At 59.1% G+C, this 16,205-nt stretch carries 16 protein-coding genes and 1 pseudogene; 6 read left to right on the top strand and 11 right to left on the bottom strand.

Annotated features, from left to right (window positions below; genetic code table 11):
* Positions 1–378: 378 nt before the first annotated feature.
* The 3 genes from MESCI_RS30520 to MESCI_RS30530 form a co-directional block, all read right to left on the bottom strand.
* Positions 379–624 (bottom strand): DUF6894 family protein, encoded by a 246-nt coding sequence (locus tag MESCI_RS30520; protein ID WP_013525065.1) that lies wholly within the window; start codon positions 622–624, stop codon positions 379–381.
* Between the two features lie 42 nt (positions 625–666).
* A complete protein-coding gene (locus MESCI_RS30525; protein ID WP_013525066.1) occupies positions 667–1,050 on the bottom strand; it encodes a hypothetical protein in 384 nt (127 codons plus the stop codon).
* A gap of 725 nt (positions 1,051–1,775) precedes the next feature.
* Entirely contained in the window at positions 1,776–3,692 is a 1,917-nt protein-coding gene (locus MESCI_RS30530; RefSeq protein WP_164920093.1) for a hybrid sensor histidine kinase/response regulator, read from the bottom strand.
* Between the two features lie 256 nt (positions 3,693–3,948).
* Between MESCI_RS30530 and MESCI_RS30535 the strand changes: the two genes are divergently transcribed.
* Together MESCI_RS30535 and MESCI_RS30540 are read left to right on the top strand one after the other, a co-directional pair.
* Positions 3,949–5,388, top strand: coding sequence for a DUF7125 family protein (locus MESCI_RS30535; protein WP_013525068.1), 1,440 nt, complete (start codon positions 3,949–3,951; stop codon positions 5,386–5,388).
* Entirely contained in the window at positions 5,385–6,440 is a 1,056-nt protein-coding gene (locus tag MESCI_RS30540) for a sensor histidine kinase (RefSeq protein WP_013525069.1), read from the top strand. The genes MESCI_RS30535 and MESCI_RS30540 overlap by 4 nt, the downstream gene beginning before the upstream one ends.
* 34 nt (positions 6,441–6,474) lie before the next feature.
* On the opposite strand, the gene MESCI_RS32940 is transcribed toward MESCI_RS30540, so the two are convergent.
* Together MESCI_RS32940 and MESCI_RS32945 are read right to left on the bottom strand one after the other, a co-directional pair.
* Positions 6,475–6,660 carry a recombinase family protein gene (locus MESCI_RS32940; protein WP_245268667.1) on the bottom strand — a complete coding sequence of 62 codons (186 nt, stop codon included), beginning with the start codon at positions 6,658–6,660 and terminating at the stop codon, positions 6,475–6,477.
* Positions 6,661–7,029: 369 nt separating this feature from the next.
* On the bottom strand, positions 7,030–7,224 hold the full coding sequence (locus MESCI_RS32945) for a recombinase family protein (protein WP_245268668.1): 195 nt from the start codon (positions 7,222–7,224) through the stop codon (positions 7,030–7,032).
* 266 nt (positions 7,225–7,490) lie between these two features.
* On the opposite strand from MESCI_RS32945, the gene MESCI_RS30550 reads away from it, so the two are divergent.
* From MESCI_RS30550 to MESCI_RS30555, 3 genes and pseudogenes are all read left to right on the top strand, one after another.
* A complete protein-coding gene (locus tag MESCI_RS30550) occupies positions 7,491–7,805 on the top strand; it encodes a YMGG-like glycine zipper-containing protein (RefSeq protein WP_013525070.1) in 315 nt (104 codons plus the stop codon).
* 237 nt (positions 7,806–8,042) lie between these two features.
* Positions 8,043–8,138: pseudogene (locus tag MESCI_RS33400) on the top strand (SAM-dependent methyltransferase); the annotation flags it as partial.
* A 107-nt stretch (positions 8,139–8,245) separates the two neighbouring features.
* Complete coding sequence (locus MESCI_RS30555) at positions 8,246–8,617, top strand: nuclear transport factor 2 family protein (protein ID WP_013525071.1); 372 nt, start codon at positions 8,246–8,248, stop codon at positions 8,615–8,617.
* A gap of 312 nt (positions 8,618–8,929) precedes the next feature.
* Here the strand turns inward: MESCI_RS30555 and MESCI_RS30560 are convergent, their stop codons facing one another.
* The 6 genes from MESCI_RS30560 to MESCI_RS30585 form a co-directional block, all read right to left on the bottom strand.
* Positions 8,930–9,277: a hypothetical protein gene (locus MESCI_RS30560; RefSeq protein WP_013525073.1), complete on the bottom strand. Its 348-nt coding sequence runs from the start codon at positions 9,275–9,277 to the stop codon at positions 8,930–8,932.
* 83 nt (positions 9,278–9,360) lie between these two features.
* Complete coding sequence (locus MESCI_RS32950; protein WP_224673141.1) at positions 9,361–9,792, bottom strand: hypothetical protein; 432 nt, start codon at positions 9,790–9,792, stop codon at positions 9,361–9,363.
* A gap of 418 nt (positions 9,793–10,210) precedes the next feature.
* Entirely contained in the window at positions 10,211–11,521 is a 1,311-nt protein-coding gene (locus MESCI_RS30570; RefSeq protein WP_013525075.1) for an HlyD family type I secretion periplasmic adaptor subunit, read from the bottom strand.
* Positions 11,521–13,266 (bottom strand): type I secretion system permease/ATPase, encoded by a 1,746-nt coding sequence (locus MESCI_RS30575; RefSeq protein ID WP_013525076.1) that lies wholly within the window; start codon positions 13,264–13,266, stop codon positions 11,521–11,523. The genes MESCI_RS30570 and MESCI_RS30575 overlap by 1 nt, the downstream gene beginning before the upstream one ends.
* Positions 13,267–13,367: 101 nt before the next feature.
* Complete coding sequence (gene eglC, locus MESCI_RS30580; RefSeq protein WP_013525077.1) at positions 13,368–14,759, bottom strand: endo-1,3-1,4-beta-glycanase EglC; 1,392 nt, start codon at positions 14,757–14,759, stop codon at positions 13,368–13,370.
* Between the two features lie 346 nt (positions 14,760–15,105).
* Positions 15,106–15,369, bottom strand: coding sequence for a hypothetical protein (locus MESCI_RS30585; protein ID WP_013525078.1), 264 nt, complete (start codon positions 15,367–15,369; stop codon positions 15,106–15,108).
* Positions 15,370–15,669: 300 nt separating this feature from the next.
* On the opposite strand from MESCI_RS30585, the gene MESCI_RS30590 reads away from it, so the two are divergent.
* The gene (locus tag MESCI_RS30590) at positions 15,670–16,191 is read left to right on the top strand and encodes a hypothetical protein (RefSeq protein ID WP_164920094.1); all 522 of its coding nucleotides are present in this window, start codon (positions 15,670–15,672) and stop codon (positions 16,189–16,191) included.
* Positions 16,192–16,205 lie beyond the last annotated feature (14 nt).

The raw sequence follows: 16,205 nt of genomic DNA on the forward strand, positions 1-16,205 counted from the left end.
GCGCGATTGACAGTGAAATGCAACCTGATGCACGGCGGCCCCTCGGCCGCCCAATTACAAATCAGGGGTGTACAAAGTTAAAGGGTTGGAATCGTACAGACTCTGCTCCGTACGAATCTGACTATTTCCTGATCGAGGCAAAAGCGGGCATGATGTGCATCTTGCAAGGATGTCGACATTATCCGGTGGAATAAGGAACCAGCTCTCCCCTTAGGGCTGGATAGCGCCTGCCTTCTCGACTAGCCGCTGTAGCAGCTAGTGGGACTCAGCAATAATGCGGCGCGTTGACGTGATGTTCGGAAAGGATGATGTCAGCCTCAGCGACCGCATGCCGCTGGCGTTGGTGCGCAGCCATAATGAATAGCTAGGGCCGCGTCTTCATCTATCGGGCGGCTCACGCACCAAGTCGACCGTGACCTTCACGGTGAATAGGAGCTTGCTGGTGTGATCGCGGACATGGATGGCAACCTCTCTGAAAGTGCCGTCCGGCATCCGGTCTTTGGCCATTTCAAGCAACGCTCTTGCTGCCTCATCTTCAGCGGCTTCCCGGCTCGCAATTTCGGTTCCTTCAGGATCGGGAAAGACTTCGCCATCGTCGGTTAAATCAAAGAAGAAGCGGGCCATGCGACCCTAATTCCGAATCCCCAAAAAGGTTTCCTTGTAGCGCTACTTGCTGGTGATCCAATCCCCCAGGCCAGTTTCCATCTGCTCGCACCCGGTGAATTCATGTACCAGGCTCGTGGCCAGATCACGCCATTGATACTCAGGCACACCCGTTTGCCTGACCAACTCTCGGAATGCCGAGCGGAGAATGTCGGCGTCAAAGGCGGAGACGGCGACGCTTGCCACGCCCGGATCTTCCCACCCTCGCGCCATGTCATCGTGGTGACGTTGGCGAAGGCGTTTGAGCAGTTCGCGCGATGTCTCGATTGCGCGCCTTGAACGATCCACGTCTTGGCGAAACTTGGCAGTTCCGATCATGGAATTATGCCGAACAAGATAGCCGGTTGCGATTACGGCTTGTGCAACTTCTAAATGCGTTCGAACCATCGCGGCCTCCCTTCCAGCGAAAGGAATTGTTTACCCTGTTGTCCAGCATAACCCCAACGGATTCGCTGTACGTTTTCAACCAATCGGCTATTCGGCGATTGTCGGCCAATTGCTGGGTTTTAGCTCCGGTGAGCGGCATTTCACCTCAAAGTGCCGTGGCGGCCGGCGCAGAGGTGCGCGAACCTTGGCGCCGACCAACAGAATCTGAGCGGTCATGCCTCGCGCTGGTGGAGTATATCGGCCCTTCGGGAACCACAGTGACGCCAAACGCAAGACCCGGAGAAGTCGGTGCGCACAGTTCACCATTCATTTACAATATTAGCGCAGGCTGAAAATCGGACATGCAGGGTAGCTCGTACATGGCCCTTAACCCCGGTGAAGACCCAGCGCCAGCGCTTTTCTGTTTCGCTGCTGGGTAGGCCTGTCCGCACTCCTGCTTGACTGCGCGACTGCGCGCCTCGCGGTTCCCAATCCTTGCAAACAGTTAGATCCGGGAGCTAAGTGCGGCATAGGCTGGTAGGGCAGGCGACCAGAGCGATCTTTCGAAGAACGAAGTCGTCCTCTCGCACGATTCGGCTGCTTGAACGTACACTTTCCATAGAAAACTCCCTTCTGACCGCCGAGCAGGTTGCCGCTTCGCAAGTACACTCAGAGAGAAATATTGGAGGGTCTTGTCCCAGCTTGACGCATCAAGGAACTCAGAGGGGGTGGTCTCTAAGGCGACCCTACGCGACATTAGCGGCTGCTATTGCGTTCGCCAATTCTTCTTCAGTAAACGGCTTGCTGAGAATTTTGGTGTCGCGAGTCCCCGGGAGTTCGGCGTAGCCCGTTGCTATAATGACGGGTACGTTCGGCCACTGGCCTTTGATCGTATTCGATAGCTGCAGGCCCGTCATTTTCGGCATAGCATGATCCGTTATGACGAGGTCGAACGGCTGCTCCTCCAGCAACCTGAGGGCTGCCGCCGCAGAATGCGCCTCCGCGACAGTATGGCCGAGATCCTCGAGCATTGCCGCGGTATTCAAAAGGACCAGCGCGTCGTCATCCACTGCCAGAATCCGCAGCGACGCCGTCTCAATGGCTTCCTCGGCAAGAACATCCGGCCCGCGCGCGACTTCCGAGCTCGCGATGGCCACCGGCAGCCACAGTTCCGCCGTCGTTCCTGCTCCCTTGCGGCTCCTAAGCGTCAGGCGCCCGCCCATTTGTTCTGTCATCCCATGGACCATAGACAGACCGAGACCCGTACCTTTGCCAACGCCTTTTGTGGTGAAAAACGGTTCCGTCGCCCGAGCCAGCGTTTCTTCGTCCATTCCTTCGCCAGCGTCTGCTACCGAGAGGCAGACGTAGGGGCCCGGGGCCAAGCCAGCCTCTTTGCTTTCGCCGACCTGTTCCATCCGAGTGGAGATGACGATCGTTCCGCCGCCAGGCATCGCGTCCCTGGCATTGACGCACAGATTGAGCAATGCGAGTTCGATTTGACTTTCATCAACCATCACACGATCAAGCGAGAGCGGAAATTTCGTCTCTATGATCGCCCTTGAGCCCAGCGATCGTTCCAAGAGATCCTTCATTCCGTGTATGAGCCCTATCAAATCGACAGGCTTTGGATCGAGTTGCTGCCGCCGGGCAAAGGCCAGCATGCGCTGCGTCAAGGACGCTCCCCGTCGCGCGCCGAGCACCGCGTTGTCGAGAAGACGCAGCAATTGTGGATCGTCGGGAAGCCGTTTGCGGAGCAGCTCAAGACTACCCAGAATCGCCATCAGCAAATTGTTGAAATCGTGAGCGACGCCGCCCGTCAGTTTGCCGATCGCATCCATTTTTTGGGAGTGGAAAAGGGCCTCACGTGCCTGATCCAAAGACTCCTGCGCCTTCTTCCGCTCCGTAATGTCGCGTGTGATCTTCGCGAACCCCAGGAGTTCGCCATCCTCGTGCCGAATGGCGTCGATGACCACGTGGGACCAGAACGCAGTGCCGTCTTTGCGTATACGCCAGCCTTCGCGCTCAACTCGCCCTTCACGGGCGGCGATCTCCAGGGCACTTTGCGGACTGCCTCGCTCGCGATCCTCGGGCGTGTAGAATTGAGAAAAGTGCTTGCCGATTATTTCGTCGGCCGAGTAACCTTTGATGCGTTCTGCACCCGAGTTCCAGCTCGTGATTACGCCTTCAGGATCAAGCATGTAGATCGCGTAGTCCGTCACGCCCTGAACCAGACGCTGGAACTGCTCCTGATTTTTCCGGATTTCCTCCTCCGCTTTCTTGCGCTCGGTAAGATCACGGGTGACTTTGGCGAAGCCGGTTAGTTGGCCGCTTGGATCGAGTATAGGATCCACCACAACGTGAGCCCAGAAAGGAGTCCCGTCGCGACGAACCCTCCAGCCCTCGGTCACAAATTTGCCATCGCGGACTGCTGTCTCCAGAGTCCGCGATGGAAGACCAGCTTCGCGATCCTCCTCCGTGTAGAAGCACGAGAAATGCTGACCGATGATCTCGCTGGCGGAATAGCCTTTGAACCGCTCGGCCCCCGCGTTCCAACTCGTCACGGTTCCCGAACGGTCCAACATATAGATCGCATAATCAGTAACGGCCTCGACGAGAACGCGGTAGCGATCCTCATCGGCTTTATCGACGGTTCCTTGAATCATACCCCATCCGTTCATTTGTTAACTCTGTGAAACTGCTGGCGTCTTGGATGGTTCCACAGACGATGGGAAGGCGTGCGCGCTGTGGCACAGGCCGTGACTGCCGTGGCCTGCAACGAGCTACTTGCCTGACGGGGGCGCGGCCATTACAGAAATTGGAATTTCAGATACCGGGCCGGGCCGCCGATCGCTCCACCCAGTTCTACTTCGAACCTGTGATACTGGCGGCTTGCGATTCCTGTTTGGAGACGATGGCGGAATGACCGAGCGAAAGAAGCAGCCCGTTGTAAGTTCCGGCATTGCCGGCTTGGACGAAATTCTTCGCGGTGGATTGCCCGCTTCAAATTTCTATATCGTGCAAGGCGATCCAGGCGCAGGCAAGACGACGGCGGCGTTGCAATTCCTGCGCGCTGGTGTGGCAGCCGGTGAACGCTGCATCTATGTCAGCCTTTCGCAAACCGCCGCCGAACTGCAAGCGATTGCGTCCTCACACGGCTGGACGCTTGATGGCATCCGCGTTGAGGAATTGTCCGCTTCGGAGACCCTGAGCGGAGCGGCCGATCAGACGATTTTCCAGACTGCGGACCTTCGATTGGATGAGACGCGCAAGGCGATTGAACGCGCGATTGAAGAACACAAGCCACACAGGCTTGTTTATGACTCGCTGCTCGAGATCCGGCTGATTACCGGCGACACACCGAGGTTCCGGCGCGAGCTGATTGGTTTCAAGGCCTTCCTGGCCAAGCGGGGCATTGTGGCGGTGTTGCTCGACACCCAGACCAGCGGAGGCGATCACAATGGCGAGGAAATCGAGGGCATTGCCCACGGCGTGATCCGGCTTGATAAATCTCTCGAGGATTACGGCGGCGTGCGCCGGCGTGTTGAAGTCAGCAAAATGCGCGGCGTGCCGTTTGCAGACGGTTATCACGATATGGCTATTCGCGAGGGTGAAGGCGTTGTGGTGTTTCCGAGGATTGTGCCCGGGTCGCCTGCCGAAGTGACCAAGCCGCAACTGATCAAATCAGGGGTAGCCGCTCTCGACGAGATGTTCGGCGGCGGCCAGGAATCGGGAACCATAACGCTCGTGATTGGTCAGTCGGGGACAGGCAAGTCGACGATGTCGTCGCTTTACGCCACTGCCGCGCTTCAACGGAGCGAGAGCGTGGCCCTGTTCCTGTTTGAGGAGCGGCTGGAGACTTTCTTTCGCCGGTCCGAAGGCCTTGGGATGGATCTTCGGCAGTTCTACAAGGACGGCCAACTCGTCATCTACGATTTTAGTCCAAACGAAATCTCGCCCGGAGAGTTCGGCCAGATTGTGCAGCAAGTCGTCAGTCGCAACAATACCCGGGTAGTCGTGATTGACAGCTTCACCGGCTATCTGAATTCTCTTCCCCACCGGGAAAAGGCGGTGCTGGACATCCAGTCTCTCCTGAAACATCTCGCTCGCGCTGACGTGCTAACCATGCTCATTGTCGCCCAGCATGGTTTGCTCGGGCAGAATGTTGGGATCGACGTGGACGTCAGTTTTCTCGGCGACACCGTGCTTCTGCTGCGCATGTCCGAGCATGAAGGCCGCCTTAGGCGCAATATCACGGTCGTCAAGAAACGCCACGGTCCCCACGATCTCGATGTCCGGGAACTGTTCATCGCGAGTTCCGGCGTTTCCGTGGTTGCCTACAATCCTCTGCCCGAGACGTGAGCGACGTCGAGCGAAACGGGCTGGGAACACTGGATTGGGTGCTCATTTTGGCGCCTTACCGCAAGGATGCTGGTTACACCGCCTCCCTGCTTCAGGAACGTGGTTTACGGGCTCGAGCGGCGAGCCCCGAGGACTTAGAGGGATTGCTTGCACTGTCCCCTGGAGTGCTGGTTGTCACCCACGAAGCCTTGAATCCTCAGGCGATCGCAACAGTTGAAGGTTTCCTTCAGGCGCAGCCCAATTGGTCGGAAATTCCAATCGTTGTTTTGTTGGACCGTGGGGCACAGCAGTCACGCATCCAAGCGGCGCTGAGTGCTGCCTGGCCACGTTCGCGCCAGATATACTATCAGCGTCCAGTGGCTGCGCTCGAACTGATAAGCGGAATCCAGTCGGCACTCCTCACCAGAATTCGCCAGCGCGACGTGCGTGACTATCTTGAGCGGGAGACGGAACTCCGCCTTGAGCTAAATCATCGAGTGAAAAACATCCTGGCGACCGTCATATCCATCTTCGATATGACCAGGCGCGGTGCGATCTCGGCAGAAGGGCTTGCAGAAGACTTCAAAGGGCGATTGAGAGCCTTGTCGGATGTTCATTCTGCAGTTTTTGCTGCCGGTGGCGAGACCGTGGCCTTAACGGATGTCGCAAAATCGGTCCTCGCGCCATACCTTTCCAAGCAACAAACTGCCATCACGATCGACGGACCCGAGGTGCTGCTTTCGCGCGATGCCGGTACAACTCTCGCCCTCTCGCTTCATGAACTAGCAACAAACGCCATTAAATATGGCGGCTTGTCCCGCCCCGAAGGCAGGATACGATTGGAATGGAATATAACGGCGAGTTCGGAACCAGTGCTGACGCTGAGATGGATCGAATCAGGAGGACCGTCGGTAGTTCAACCCTCGCGAGTAGGGTATGGAACACGCTATATGCGCGCCGCATTGACCAGCCTATTTGGAGAGGCTCCAGATCTTGTTTTCGCGTCGGATGGCCTGCGTTTCTCTATTCGCGGCCTACTGTCCCGCCTTGCACCCGATGAACGGCTAGGCTGATCGCGGCAGCGCTACAATTTGGGCAGCGGAAATTCTAAGGTCGGTTGAGACCGGTGACCACTCCCTTGGCATTCAACGACCGCGCAATCTGAAGCTCGGTCCGACCAGCCTTCGCGTATTCATGGTAGATCCAGCGCACCGTCGCAATTTCATCAGGTGGTCCAGGCACGAGGATGCCCCGATCCGTCTGGAGGCCCTTGTACTCTTTGAGAGCGAGCATGGTCTTTGTGCGCCCAAGCTGGTCGATGAACCGGCGCCTCAGGCCCAGGCCGGCCGACCCTCCCTGCCGGTGTCACCATTCGAACGAGCCTGCACTGGCCGGCAAACACCTTGACCGACAACACCCGGCTGTGCTCGGCACGCTATCGTGCGCTTTATCGCCTTGAGCAGGTCTGATCCGATGCTGCCATCGTTTGCGAACTGTTCGCCAAAATATTCAATTCAACGCCGGCAACACGACACCGATACTCGTACGACGCACTCTCATCGGGGTTCGGGAATCGCCCCCAGCGGCTCACATCGTAGACGATGACGATTCGAAATCCGCGTTCTTCGTTTCGACATCCGCCAACAGCCTTTGCTTCGAGGTTCAAGCGCTGCGACCGGCGTCCTCGTATGTGGCCACGGTGTCGTAGTTCATCGCATCCGCGAATTCACGGATTGCATCCTTCTGATTGTCGGCCGAATAGCTCTGGTGGTCGGTGGACATTCGCAGGTATTGAGCTGCGCGCACGCGCTGTGCGTTCTCAGCAGGTCGACGGACCGTGTGCGCCTGTTCCATCATTTAGCGCCTGGAAGGCAGATTGAACGTCCGCTTGAACCGGACGATCCTAGCGGTATGAGGCTTCAATCTCGTTACACAATGATCGACACTTTGTACCGAATGGGACTTGTCGCCATAAAACGAGAAGCGACGAAAATAGCAGGCAGGCTTCTATCAACACCCGAGAAACCATGTCTTTTATCGTGACGGCTCGTGCCCCCGTTCCGCCGCATTGCAGCCGCAGGTGGCAAGCCATAGGGATATCAGGCCTTCAAGGGAGACCTTACATGAACGTTCACAAAGTCATAGCCGCCGTGCTGATGACCGCGGCACTGGCCGGGTGCGCGCAGACCGAAGGCCAGCAGCGGGCCGGAACTGGCGCTCTGATCGGCGGCGCTGGCGGCGCCCTCGTCGGTCAGGCCATCGGCGGCAACACCGAAAGCACGCTCATCGGCGCTGCCGGCGGCGCCCTGCTCGGCGCCGTCGTCGGCTCGGCCACTACGCCGCAGCGTCGCGGCGAACAGATGTGCCGCTACCAGGACCGCCGCGGCCGCATCTACACGGCGCCGTGCGACGACAGGTACTACAACGGCGATTATTAAGCAGGGTTAGTCTGCTCATCCGTTGTCTGAGTGGGAAATGGGAACGGAAGCTCCACTGTGGGGCGGTGGCCCTGCTGGTACATTGTTTCTGATCGCGCCGCCGGCGGCGGCGCTGCGTTGTCATCTTTTGCCCATAACATAGTGCTACCAGCAAGGACGGCGGGTCTCTGGAGGTCGTGATGACTGAGAGCCTTGCCGGCACCCTGAAGAGCCGTGGCAAACAGGCAGCCAAGCGGAATCGGTGGCCCTGTTCGCGCCTACGGCCTGTGGCGGGATCTCAGTAACGACGAGGAATACCCGCTGATGGTCTGGGCGTTCGCTAAGAAGGGATGAGTGGCGGAAGCCGCGCTCCATCCCGGTCATAGCCAGGGTGTCTGGCTGGACACTTGACCGGATCCGCCGCCAGTGACCTACTTCGAAATCCGAGGAGCCGTTCGCGAATGGACATTCGAGCCACATTGACGGAGCTTTGCGAGGCCTTCAATGCGCACGATCTGGACCGCATCATGGCGTTCTTTGCCGACGACTGCGTTTTGGAGATGCCAAGGGGGGCCGAGCCTTGGGGAACGCGCTGCGAGGGCAAGCGCAGCGTACGAGACGCGCTAGCGACACGCTTTGAGGGTTTGCCCGATGTGCATTACGGCAGTGGACAGCACTTTGCGGACGAGGCTGCCAACACCGGCATGTCGAAATGGACCCTCACCGGCACCACCCGCGAGGGCGTCAAAAAGGAAGTTCGAGGTTGCGATTTCTACACATTTCGTGACGGAAAGGTGATCCGCAAGGACTCATACTGGAAGATCGTGGAGTAGGGGGTTGGCATTCCTGTCGGATCTTTTCGTTGTCCCGCATTCCAAAACAGGTGGATTACGCGATGCGCGTTTGCATCGCTGCACTCGCCGACGAAATGCCAACCTCAGAATTCCGGAACGCATTCAAAGTAGCTGCCAAGGATGAAACCACGTCCAGCTATTCCATGTCCGGCACGTCGCCACCCGCAAACAGAGTCGTCGGCTCGCCATAAGCCACCGAAGGGTTACCCTCGCGCGACCACGCAATGAGGCCAGCATGCTTGCCGGTTTGCAGGTCGCCGGTCTCATGACGGTGGAAGGCCGTGACCACGATCAGCCTGGTGCTTTCTGTTGGGAGAGTAAACTATTCAACCTGGAGGGTGTTTTTCCGCTGACCAACAGCCGGTTGAAGTTGAACGGCGCAGGGGGAAGCATCTCTGTCATCTCGAATAGAGGCACAGGGCCTTCCGGGTCCGGTGCTTTCTGCTTGGCCTTCAGGTCCGTGATCTCCTCGTCGCGCCGCGCAATCCGGCTTTCCAGATTGGCAATGCGCTCCGCAAGGAAATAGCGCCCCACGGCAAATCCACCGGCGCCGAACAATGCGGCAGACGTAGCAAAGGCCAACGGGTTAGCCGCCACCAGCGCAGAGTTGCTTTGTATGAAAGCGATAAGGTCATGCATGGCTAAAAAGCTCTCCTGTCACGCCGGGAACGATTCAACCTGCCGAGGTCGCGCGAGGGGTCGCAATACCAAGTCTCCTCCGATCAGTTTATGGGCAACTTCGTTTCCCCGCCTCGCCCTGCCGTGCGGAGCGCCGCGAGTGCGTCAGCACAAGCTGCCTCAGAGGTCGTTCCGTTCATCCGCGCTATCCTAGCCGCAGGGCGGGACTTCGCAATGTCCACGCCGGTCATCCTACAACAGGGGGCGTATCGTCGTAGCCAATGGAACCTATCCCCGGATGCCTGGGCTATGGCGAGTATCTGAGTCTCTGGCTCGCGGTTGTAGGCCATCAGCGCCTTCACGGTCTCAAGCGGGCTTTCGTAGCGGGCGACAAGCTTCACGGCTTCAGAGTGCAACTCGGCTTTGACCTCGGCATCGAAGTACATCGTTCCCATCGCGGTTCCTCCTAGCGTGTCGCACGCGTGATGGAGGGAGCACATCAAGTCGCTCCTAAGTTGGCCGTTGAGCAGGTTCATCCCTTTGAGCGCCTTACGTGATGATCGGCATGAGCATGGCAGTTGGCCTTTCCGGCAGGCTCGGGAAGTGAACAGAACGGGAACATAAATGTCAAGCAAGAATTGACTCGGGCGAGGGGTTAATTCCTATTTTTGGCCATGCCGGACGCGGCAGAACTCGGTCGGCTATGTCCTGGCATGCTGCAAGCCACCCTCAAGGCGCGGCTCCACTCGGTCCTTAACCCCTAGGCCGGTTGAGCATTGAAGCCAACGTGCCCGCGTTCGACGTCCCCGTGCCTTTTACCTCGGAGGCGGCCAGTGGATCGAGCCCAGCAGGGAGTCGTCGAGGATCAATAAACCGAAAGCAGCATTCCGCCAATTTCCCAGCCGATGAATGCTCGCGGCGGGAAGCGGCCGGTCGCTGCAGCCCAGGCGCGCTTCACTCCTCCCGGAATGCTCGCTGGATCTGATCGGCCAGGGGCTTGACGAGATAGGACAGCATCGTGCGGCTGCTGGTCGTGAAGAACACCTCGACCGGCATGCCGGGCGCCAGGGTCAGTCTTTTGAGTCTGGCAAGTTCCGTGCGCGGCAAAACGATATGCACGGTGTAATAACCGGCGCCGGTGCGCTCGTCGGTGCTGAGATCGGCGGAGATCTTGCTGACGCTTCCGTTGAGTTCAGGCGTGGTCCGCTGATTGAAGGCCGAAAGCCGCAGCGTCGCCTCCTGCCCCTGTTTCAGCTGATCGATGTCCTGTGGAGCGACACGGGCTTCGACGGTCAGTCGGTCCGCGACCGGCACGATGAGCATGACCGGTTCGCCCGCAGTGATGACACCCCCAATCGTATGTACGGCAAGCTGAAGGACGACGCCGGCCTGCGGGCTTCGAATGTCGATGCGCTTGAGCTGGTCCTCGGCCGATACCTTGCGTTCGACTAGCTCCGAGAGTTTTGCCTGGACCTCACGCAGCTCCGTGGCGACTTCGCTGCGCAGATCCTGATCGATCTGGATGATCTGCAGGCGGATTTCCGACGTGTGACCTTTCGACTGCGCTATCGCCGCGATCAACTGCCCGTGTTCAGCCTCCAGCCGCACGGCCTCGCGCTCGAGCGCGGTGATGCGATCGATCGAGACCAGCTTGCGCTCCCATAATGTGCGCATGCCCGCGAGCTCGGTTCCGATCAGCTTGATTTCCTGGCTCTTGGCGTCCTTTTGCTCGGTCAGGCCGGAGACTTCTTCGGCGAGCTGGGAGATACGTTCCGCCAACTGCGCCTTCTGGCCAGCGCGTGCCTGCCGGCGGAACTCGAAGAGCGACTGCTCTCCGGCCATTGTTCCGCTGACATCCGGATCGTCCCGCCGAGACATCAGCGACGGCGGAAAACCGATGGCGTCCGCACCATCGCGCTCGGCCTTGAGACGTGCCAGGCGGGCATCGAGTTCATCCGCGCTCTTGGTGACAATGGCCAGATTGGCGCGGGTGACGGTTTCATCCAGATGAATCAGAACCTGTCCCGCTTGCACGGCATCGCCTTCGCGCACGAAGATTTGGCCGACCACGCCGCCCGTCGGATGCTGCACCTTTTTGACACTGGAATCGACAACCAGCTTTCCCGATCCAATGACCGCGCCAGAGAGGTCGATCACGGCGGCAAGGCTGCCCGCTCCACCGACCAGTAGGATGGAGGTCGCAATGCCGCCAAGCAGATAACGTCGAATGGCCCGGTCGATCACCGATGTCGCCCTCTCCGGCATCAGAGCGCCGCCTCTTCAGGACTTGGGACAACTTTCAACGGAACGCTGATGGGACGGGTCACCTTGGTCATGATCTCATTCTTCGGGCCAAAGGCCTGAATGCTGCCGTTCGTCATGACAAGGATCTGGTCAAGACTTTGCAATGCACTCGGGCGATGCGCCACCACGATGGCCATGCCGCCTCTGTCGCGCACGCCTTGGATCGCCACCGTCAAGGCGGCTTCGCCATCGGCATCGAGATTGGAATTCGGCTCGTCGAGTATGACAAGAAACGGATCGCCATAGAGAGCACGCGCCAAAGCGACCCTCTGTCGCTGGCCCGCCGAAAGCGCCGACCCGGCCTCGCCAATGCGCGTTTCATAACCTTCAGGCAGGTGAACCACCAGATCATGAACACCGGCGGCGCGCGCAGCGGTCAGTATTTTGTCCGAGGGGGGCCGGGGTTCGAAGCGAGCTATGTTCTCGGCAATGGTGCCGTCGAACAGCTCGACATCCTGCGGCAGATAACCGACATGCTTGCCTAGGTCTTCCGACGACCACTGGTCGAGTGTCGCACCGTCGAGCCTGACGGTACCGCGCACTGGCAGCCAGACGCCGGCGATGGCTCTCACGAGCGAGGATTTTCCCGAAGCGCTCGGACCGATGATGCCGAGGCCGGCGCCCTTCTCCAGCACGAAGCCCGCATCCTGGACGACAAGGCGGCGCTCGCCCGGCGGCGCCACACTGATGCGCTCTACCGAGAGGCGAAACGACGGCGGCGGCAGCGAGACAGTTGTTGCAGCCTCGGGCAGCAGCCCCAGAAGGTGGGTGAGGCGGGCCCAGGCCTGGCGGGCGCTGACGAAGCTCTTCCAATGCACGATCGCGAGTTCAATCGGTGCCAGCGCCCGGCTCATCATGATCGAGCTGGCAATCATGATGCCTCCTGTTGCCTCCTGATGGATGACGAGCCAGGCGCCGATCGCCAGGATGCCGGATTGAAGCATCATGCGCACGACTTTCGAAATCGTTCCGAGCGTCCCCGCCAAATCGCTCGCCTTGGCATTCGTCTTGAGATAGTCGTCGTTGACGGCAGACCAGCGATCGGCAATGCGTGGGCCAAAACCCATTGCCTGAAGCACCTCGACGTTGCGGCGTGTCGCTTCCGCCAGCGTGTTGCGCGAAGCGGCCTGGCTGTTAGCACGTTTCGCCGTCTCCCTCGTGCGCAGTTCCGCCAGTAAGGTCAGGGCAAACAGAATGATGGCGCCCAAGAGCGCGGTCATGCCGATCCAGAAATGGAACAGGAAACAGATTGCGAGATAAAGCGGCATCCAGGGCAGGTCGAACAGCGCGGTCGGCCCAGCGCTCGACAGGAACGATCGGACCTGATCGAGGTCCCGCAATGACTGCAAGCCATCGCCGGGAAGCTTCGTGCGCAACGGCAGACGCATCAGTGCGGTGTAGACCTGCCCGCTGAGCCGCGCATCGAGCGCCATGCCGATACGCACCAGCAGCCGCGATCGGATCAGCTCAAGAACGCCCTGGAAGAGGAACAGCGTGCCCGCAAACAAGCAAAGGCCGACAAGCGTCGGCACGCTGCGGCCGGGGATGACGCGATCGTAGACCTGCAGCATGAAGAACGAGCCGGTCAGCGCCAGGACATTGACGACCCCGCTCATCAAGGCGATGCCGGCGAATGCCCGCCGAAAGGAAGCCAATACGGCCGTGAGCGTTGTTCGCGGCGGCTCAGAAGGGTGGGAGTGAGACATCGTCCTTCACCTCGGGCCTAGTGCGGCGGCAAGCGGCAATGAACGCGTTCGAGACCAGTTGGTGAAGGATGTCGGTTTCACTCCATCTTCCAGCATGGCACCTAGATGAACCAGTCATTCAGCGCGTAGGCATGAACATAGTCGACGTGCATTTCAGAAGGGGTGGCAAGCCCGTCGGCGGGCGCTCCCGCCATGCCGCCGACAGCCTGGTCGACCAGCATATACATTGGCTTGTGCATGTCGGCAGGCGTTGGTGCGCGGGCAACTTCGACATCGTCGAAATACCAGACCAGTTCGCTTGGGGTCCAAAGCACCCCATATTTGTGGAACCCTGCGGTATCCGCTGCGTATACGGTCGAGGTCACTTTTGTATGCGACCCCGTCGCGCTCGAGTGGCTGGTCAGGGTGAGCTTGTTGGGATCCTGGCCGATCATCTCCACTGCGTCCAGTTCCGGCGGCCAGGAGCCATCCGCCGGAAGAAGCCAGAAGGCCGGCCATGCACCCTGCTTTTCGGGCATGTCGGCTCGAGTTTCGAAATAGCCGTAGGTCTGTGCGAAGGAATGGTAGGTCGTCAGCAGACCTGACGTGTAATCATAGTTGTTTATGTAGGGCTTGATCGCATCGGGAGCCCGGGCGGCCGTAATGGTGAGAACACCGTCCTGTACGCTGAACGGGTTGACCGAACTCGTGGGGGCGTAGCTGGTGTCGATATACCACTGAAGCTCGCTGTTGGTGGTGAGCGAGCTGCCGTTCGGAGCACCCCACCAGAAGTTCGTATCCCAGGTCCCGCTAGAACCGCTGTGCAGGTTCAACGTATTGAACTCGTCCGAGAAGGTGAGCGTCAGATGCGACTTGTCCAGGGCGAGATCGAACTGGTTGGCGCTGAACTGGTCGATGGTCTTGTTGGCGAAGACGAGAAACTCGGTTGGCGACAGGGTAAATCGGACGTTGGCTCCCGACTGTACCATGTTGGCGTGCACCTGGTCGAAGGAGGTGAAGCCGTAGCCTCCGACGCGCACGGTGTCGTCGGCGCCGAAGTCGAGAATGAGATCGCTGCCATTGCCTGGTTTGACGACAAAAATGTCAGCGCCGGAGCCACCCTTGAGAACATCGTCGCCCTTCAAGCCGTCGAGCGTCTGCTGGCCGGAACCGCCGATGACGATATTGTTCAATGCGTTTCCGAAGGCATATTGTTTATCGCCGGTGACCGTCAGATTCTCAAAATTCGCCGGCAGCCTGTAGCTCATCCAGGTCGAGATCGTATCGATTCCCTCGTTGGGCAGCTCCACCGCTTTGTTTTTCGCGGAGTACAGGTAGTAGATATCGTCGCCCTGGCCGCCATACATCGTGACGCTGACGCTGCCGTCGCCATATAGCGAATCGTTGTAGATGCTGCCGTAGAGGGCCGGGCCCGAATTCGTCGCCGAGTACCACCTTGCGGAAGACCCACTATAGGGGAGCGGAACACCCTTGGCGTTGGTTACGGTGGCCATTTTACTCACAGCTCCGTTGGTTTGTTCCAAGCCCTAACACGATGCAAGGCAAAAGGAGCCGATACGTTTCGTCTTCCAATTTAGGAGGGTTACCAAAGGGTAAATGCCCGAGGGGCCGGACGCGTTCGTCAGGCGAAGCTGGCTTGTGCGTGAAGTGGGGGCGACTGGGGCCGGTTGGGCGAAGAGCGCGCACCAACGAGAATGCTGCCGAACGTGGCAGGCTTCTGAGCGGAACCTTGGACCCGAATCGCAAGTTTGGCGGGACACCCGCGAGAGCCCTGCCCATCGGGCGCGGATGCGGGACCTTCCCCCTAGCCGCCGAACGCTTGCGGCCATTCCTCGCAGATCAGAGGCCGAGGGTCTGACCCGTTTCCATCTGAAGGAAATCTGCCGACGAATTCCGCAACACCGAGTTCTGGAACGCGTCGAGGGCAGAGCCGTGGGTGATATCGACCAGCACGGCCGCTGCGGCTTCAACCTTATCGGCCGCTTCGTCTACCTTGTCGAAACGCATCAGCATTCGATCGTGGAGCATCGACAACCGCGTGGCGTGGTAAAGCACGCTGCGCTTATGGTAATCCGAGTCCAGCGGCTCAAACAGTATTGTCATGACGGCAACTCCTCGCCATTTCATGTCCATTCGGGGGTGATTTGGAGGCCGCCCGCGTATAGATATTGGTCTGGCGCTCCCGAGGCCTCCGTCACGCGCTGTTGAGCTGCCCGGACCCTGCAGCACAGGGCGATATTCACCACGCCATTTTTCCTGTCCGTTTCTTCCTTTGCGCGCCTCAACGATTTCTCAGCACGTTTGAAGCGCAACCTTGAACTGAAGTTCGAAATCAAGAATTTCAACCATCGTTCCGCTTCCTATGCGGTTGCTTCCCTCGGCTGATAATTACGGCTGTTCTGTTTGGTTCCGGCCACTCGCGACCGGCTCCCAGATTTTACAGAGCCAGGCCGATCTGGCGCTGCCGATTTAAATCTCTCCGGCAATGGGCTTGAGCGCATCTTCTGTCGCAAGCTCCAGCGGGACGCCGGCGACGTTCCGGAGCATCAAAGCGGCGCGCTGAAGGACGGACTGCAAATCCGCCCCGGATATATCCGCGATGCGATCGACCGCGCTTCAACCTCTTCCGCGATAAATAGGCGCGCCGATGATCATTCCTTCGACCATGTCCTCTCCGAGGAGGTTTCAGCTTGTTTGGGAATGGCATGTGCTGGCCAAGTGGTCTATCTCACGCACCACCAGAACCTGTGCGAAATTGCCAGGACGGTTGTGCACGGCGTGACGGCCACGAACTCGGATAGCGATCCAGGGGCCGCTGGAGGTCAAAAAATTGCGCCGTTCGCAACCGCGGTGGAGGTAGGTCCGGAGAGCCAAAAACGTCGGCTGCGGTCGAATGAACAGCCGCCTTGTGTGCATGCGTTATGAACCATCGGATCGAT

Origin of the sequence: Mesorhizobium ciceri biovar biserrulae WSM1271 (genome assembly GCF_000185905.1) — a bacterium.
GTDB lineage: Bacteria > Pseudomonadota > Alphaproteobacteria > Rhizobiales > Rhizobiaceae > Mesorhizobium > Mesorhizobium ciceri.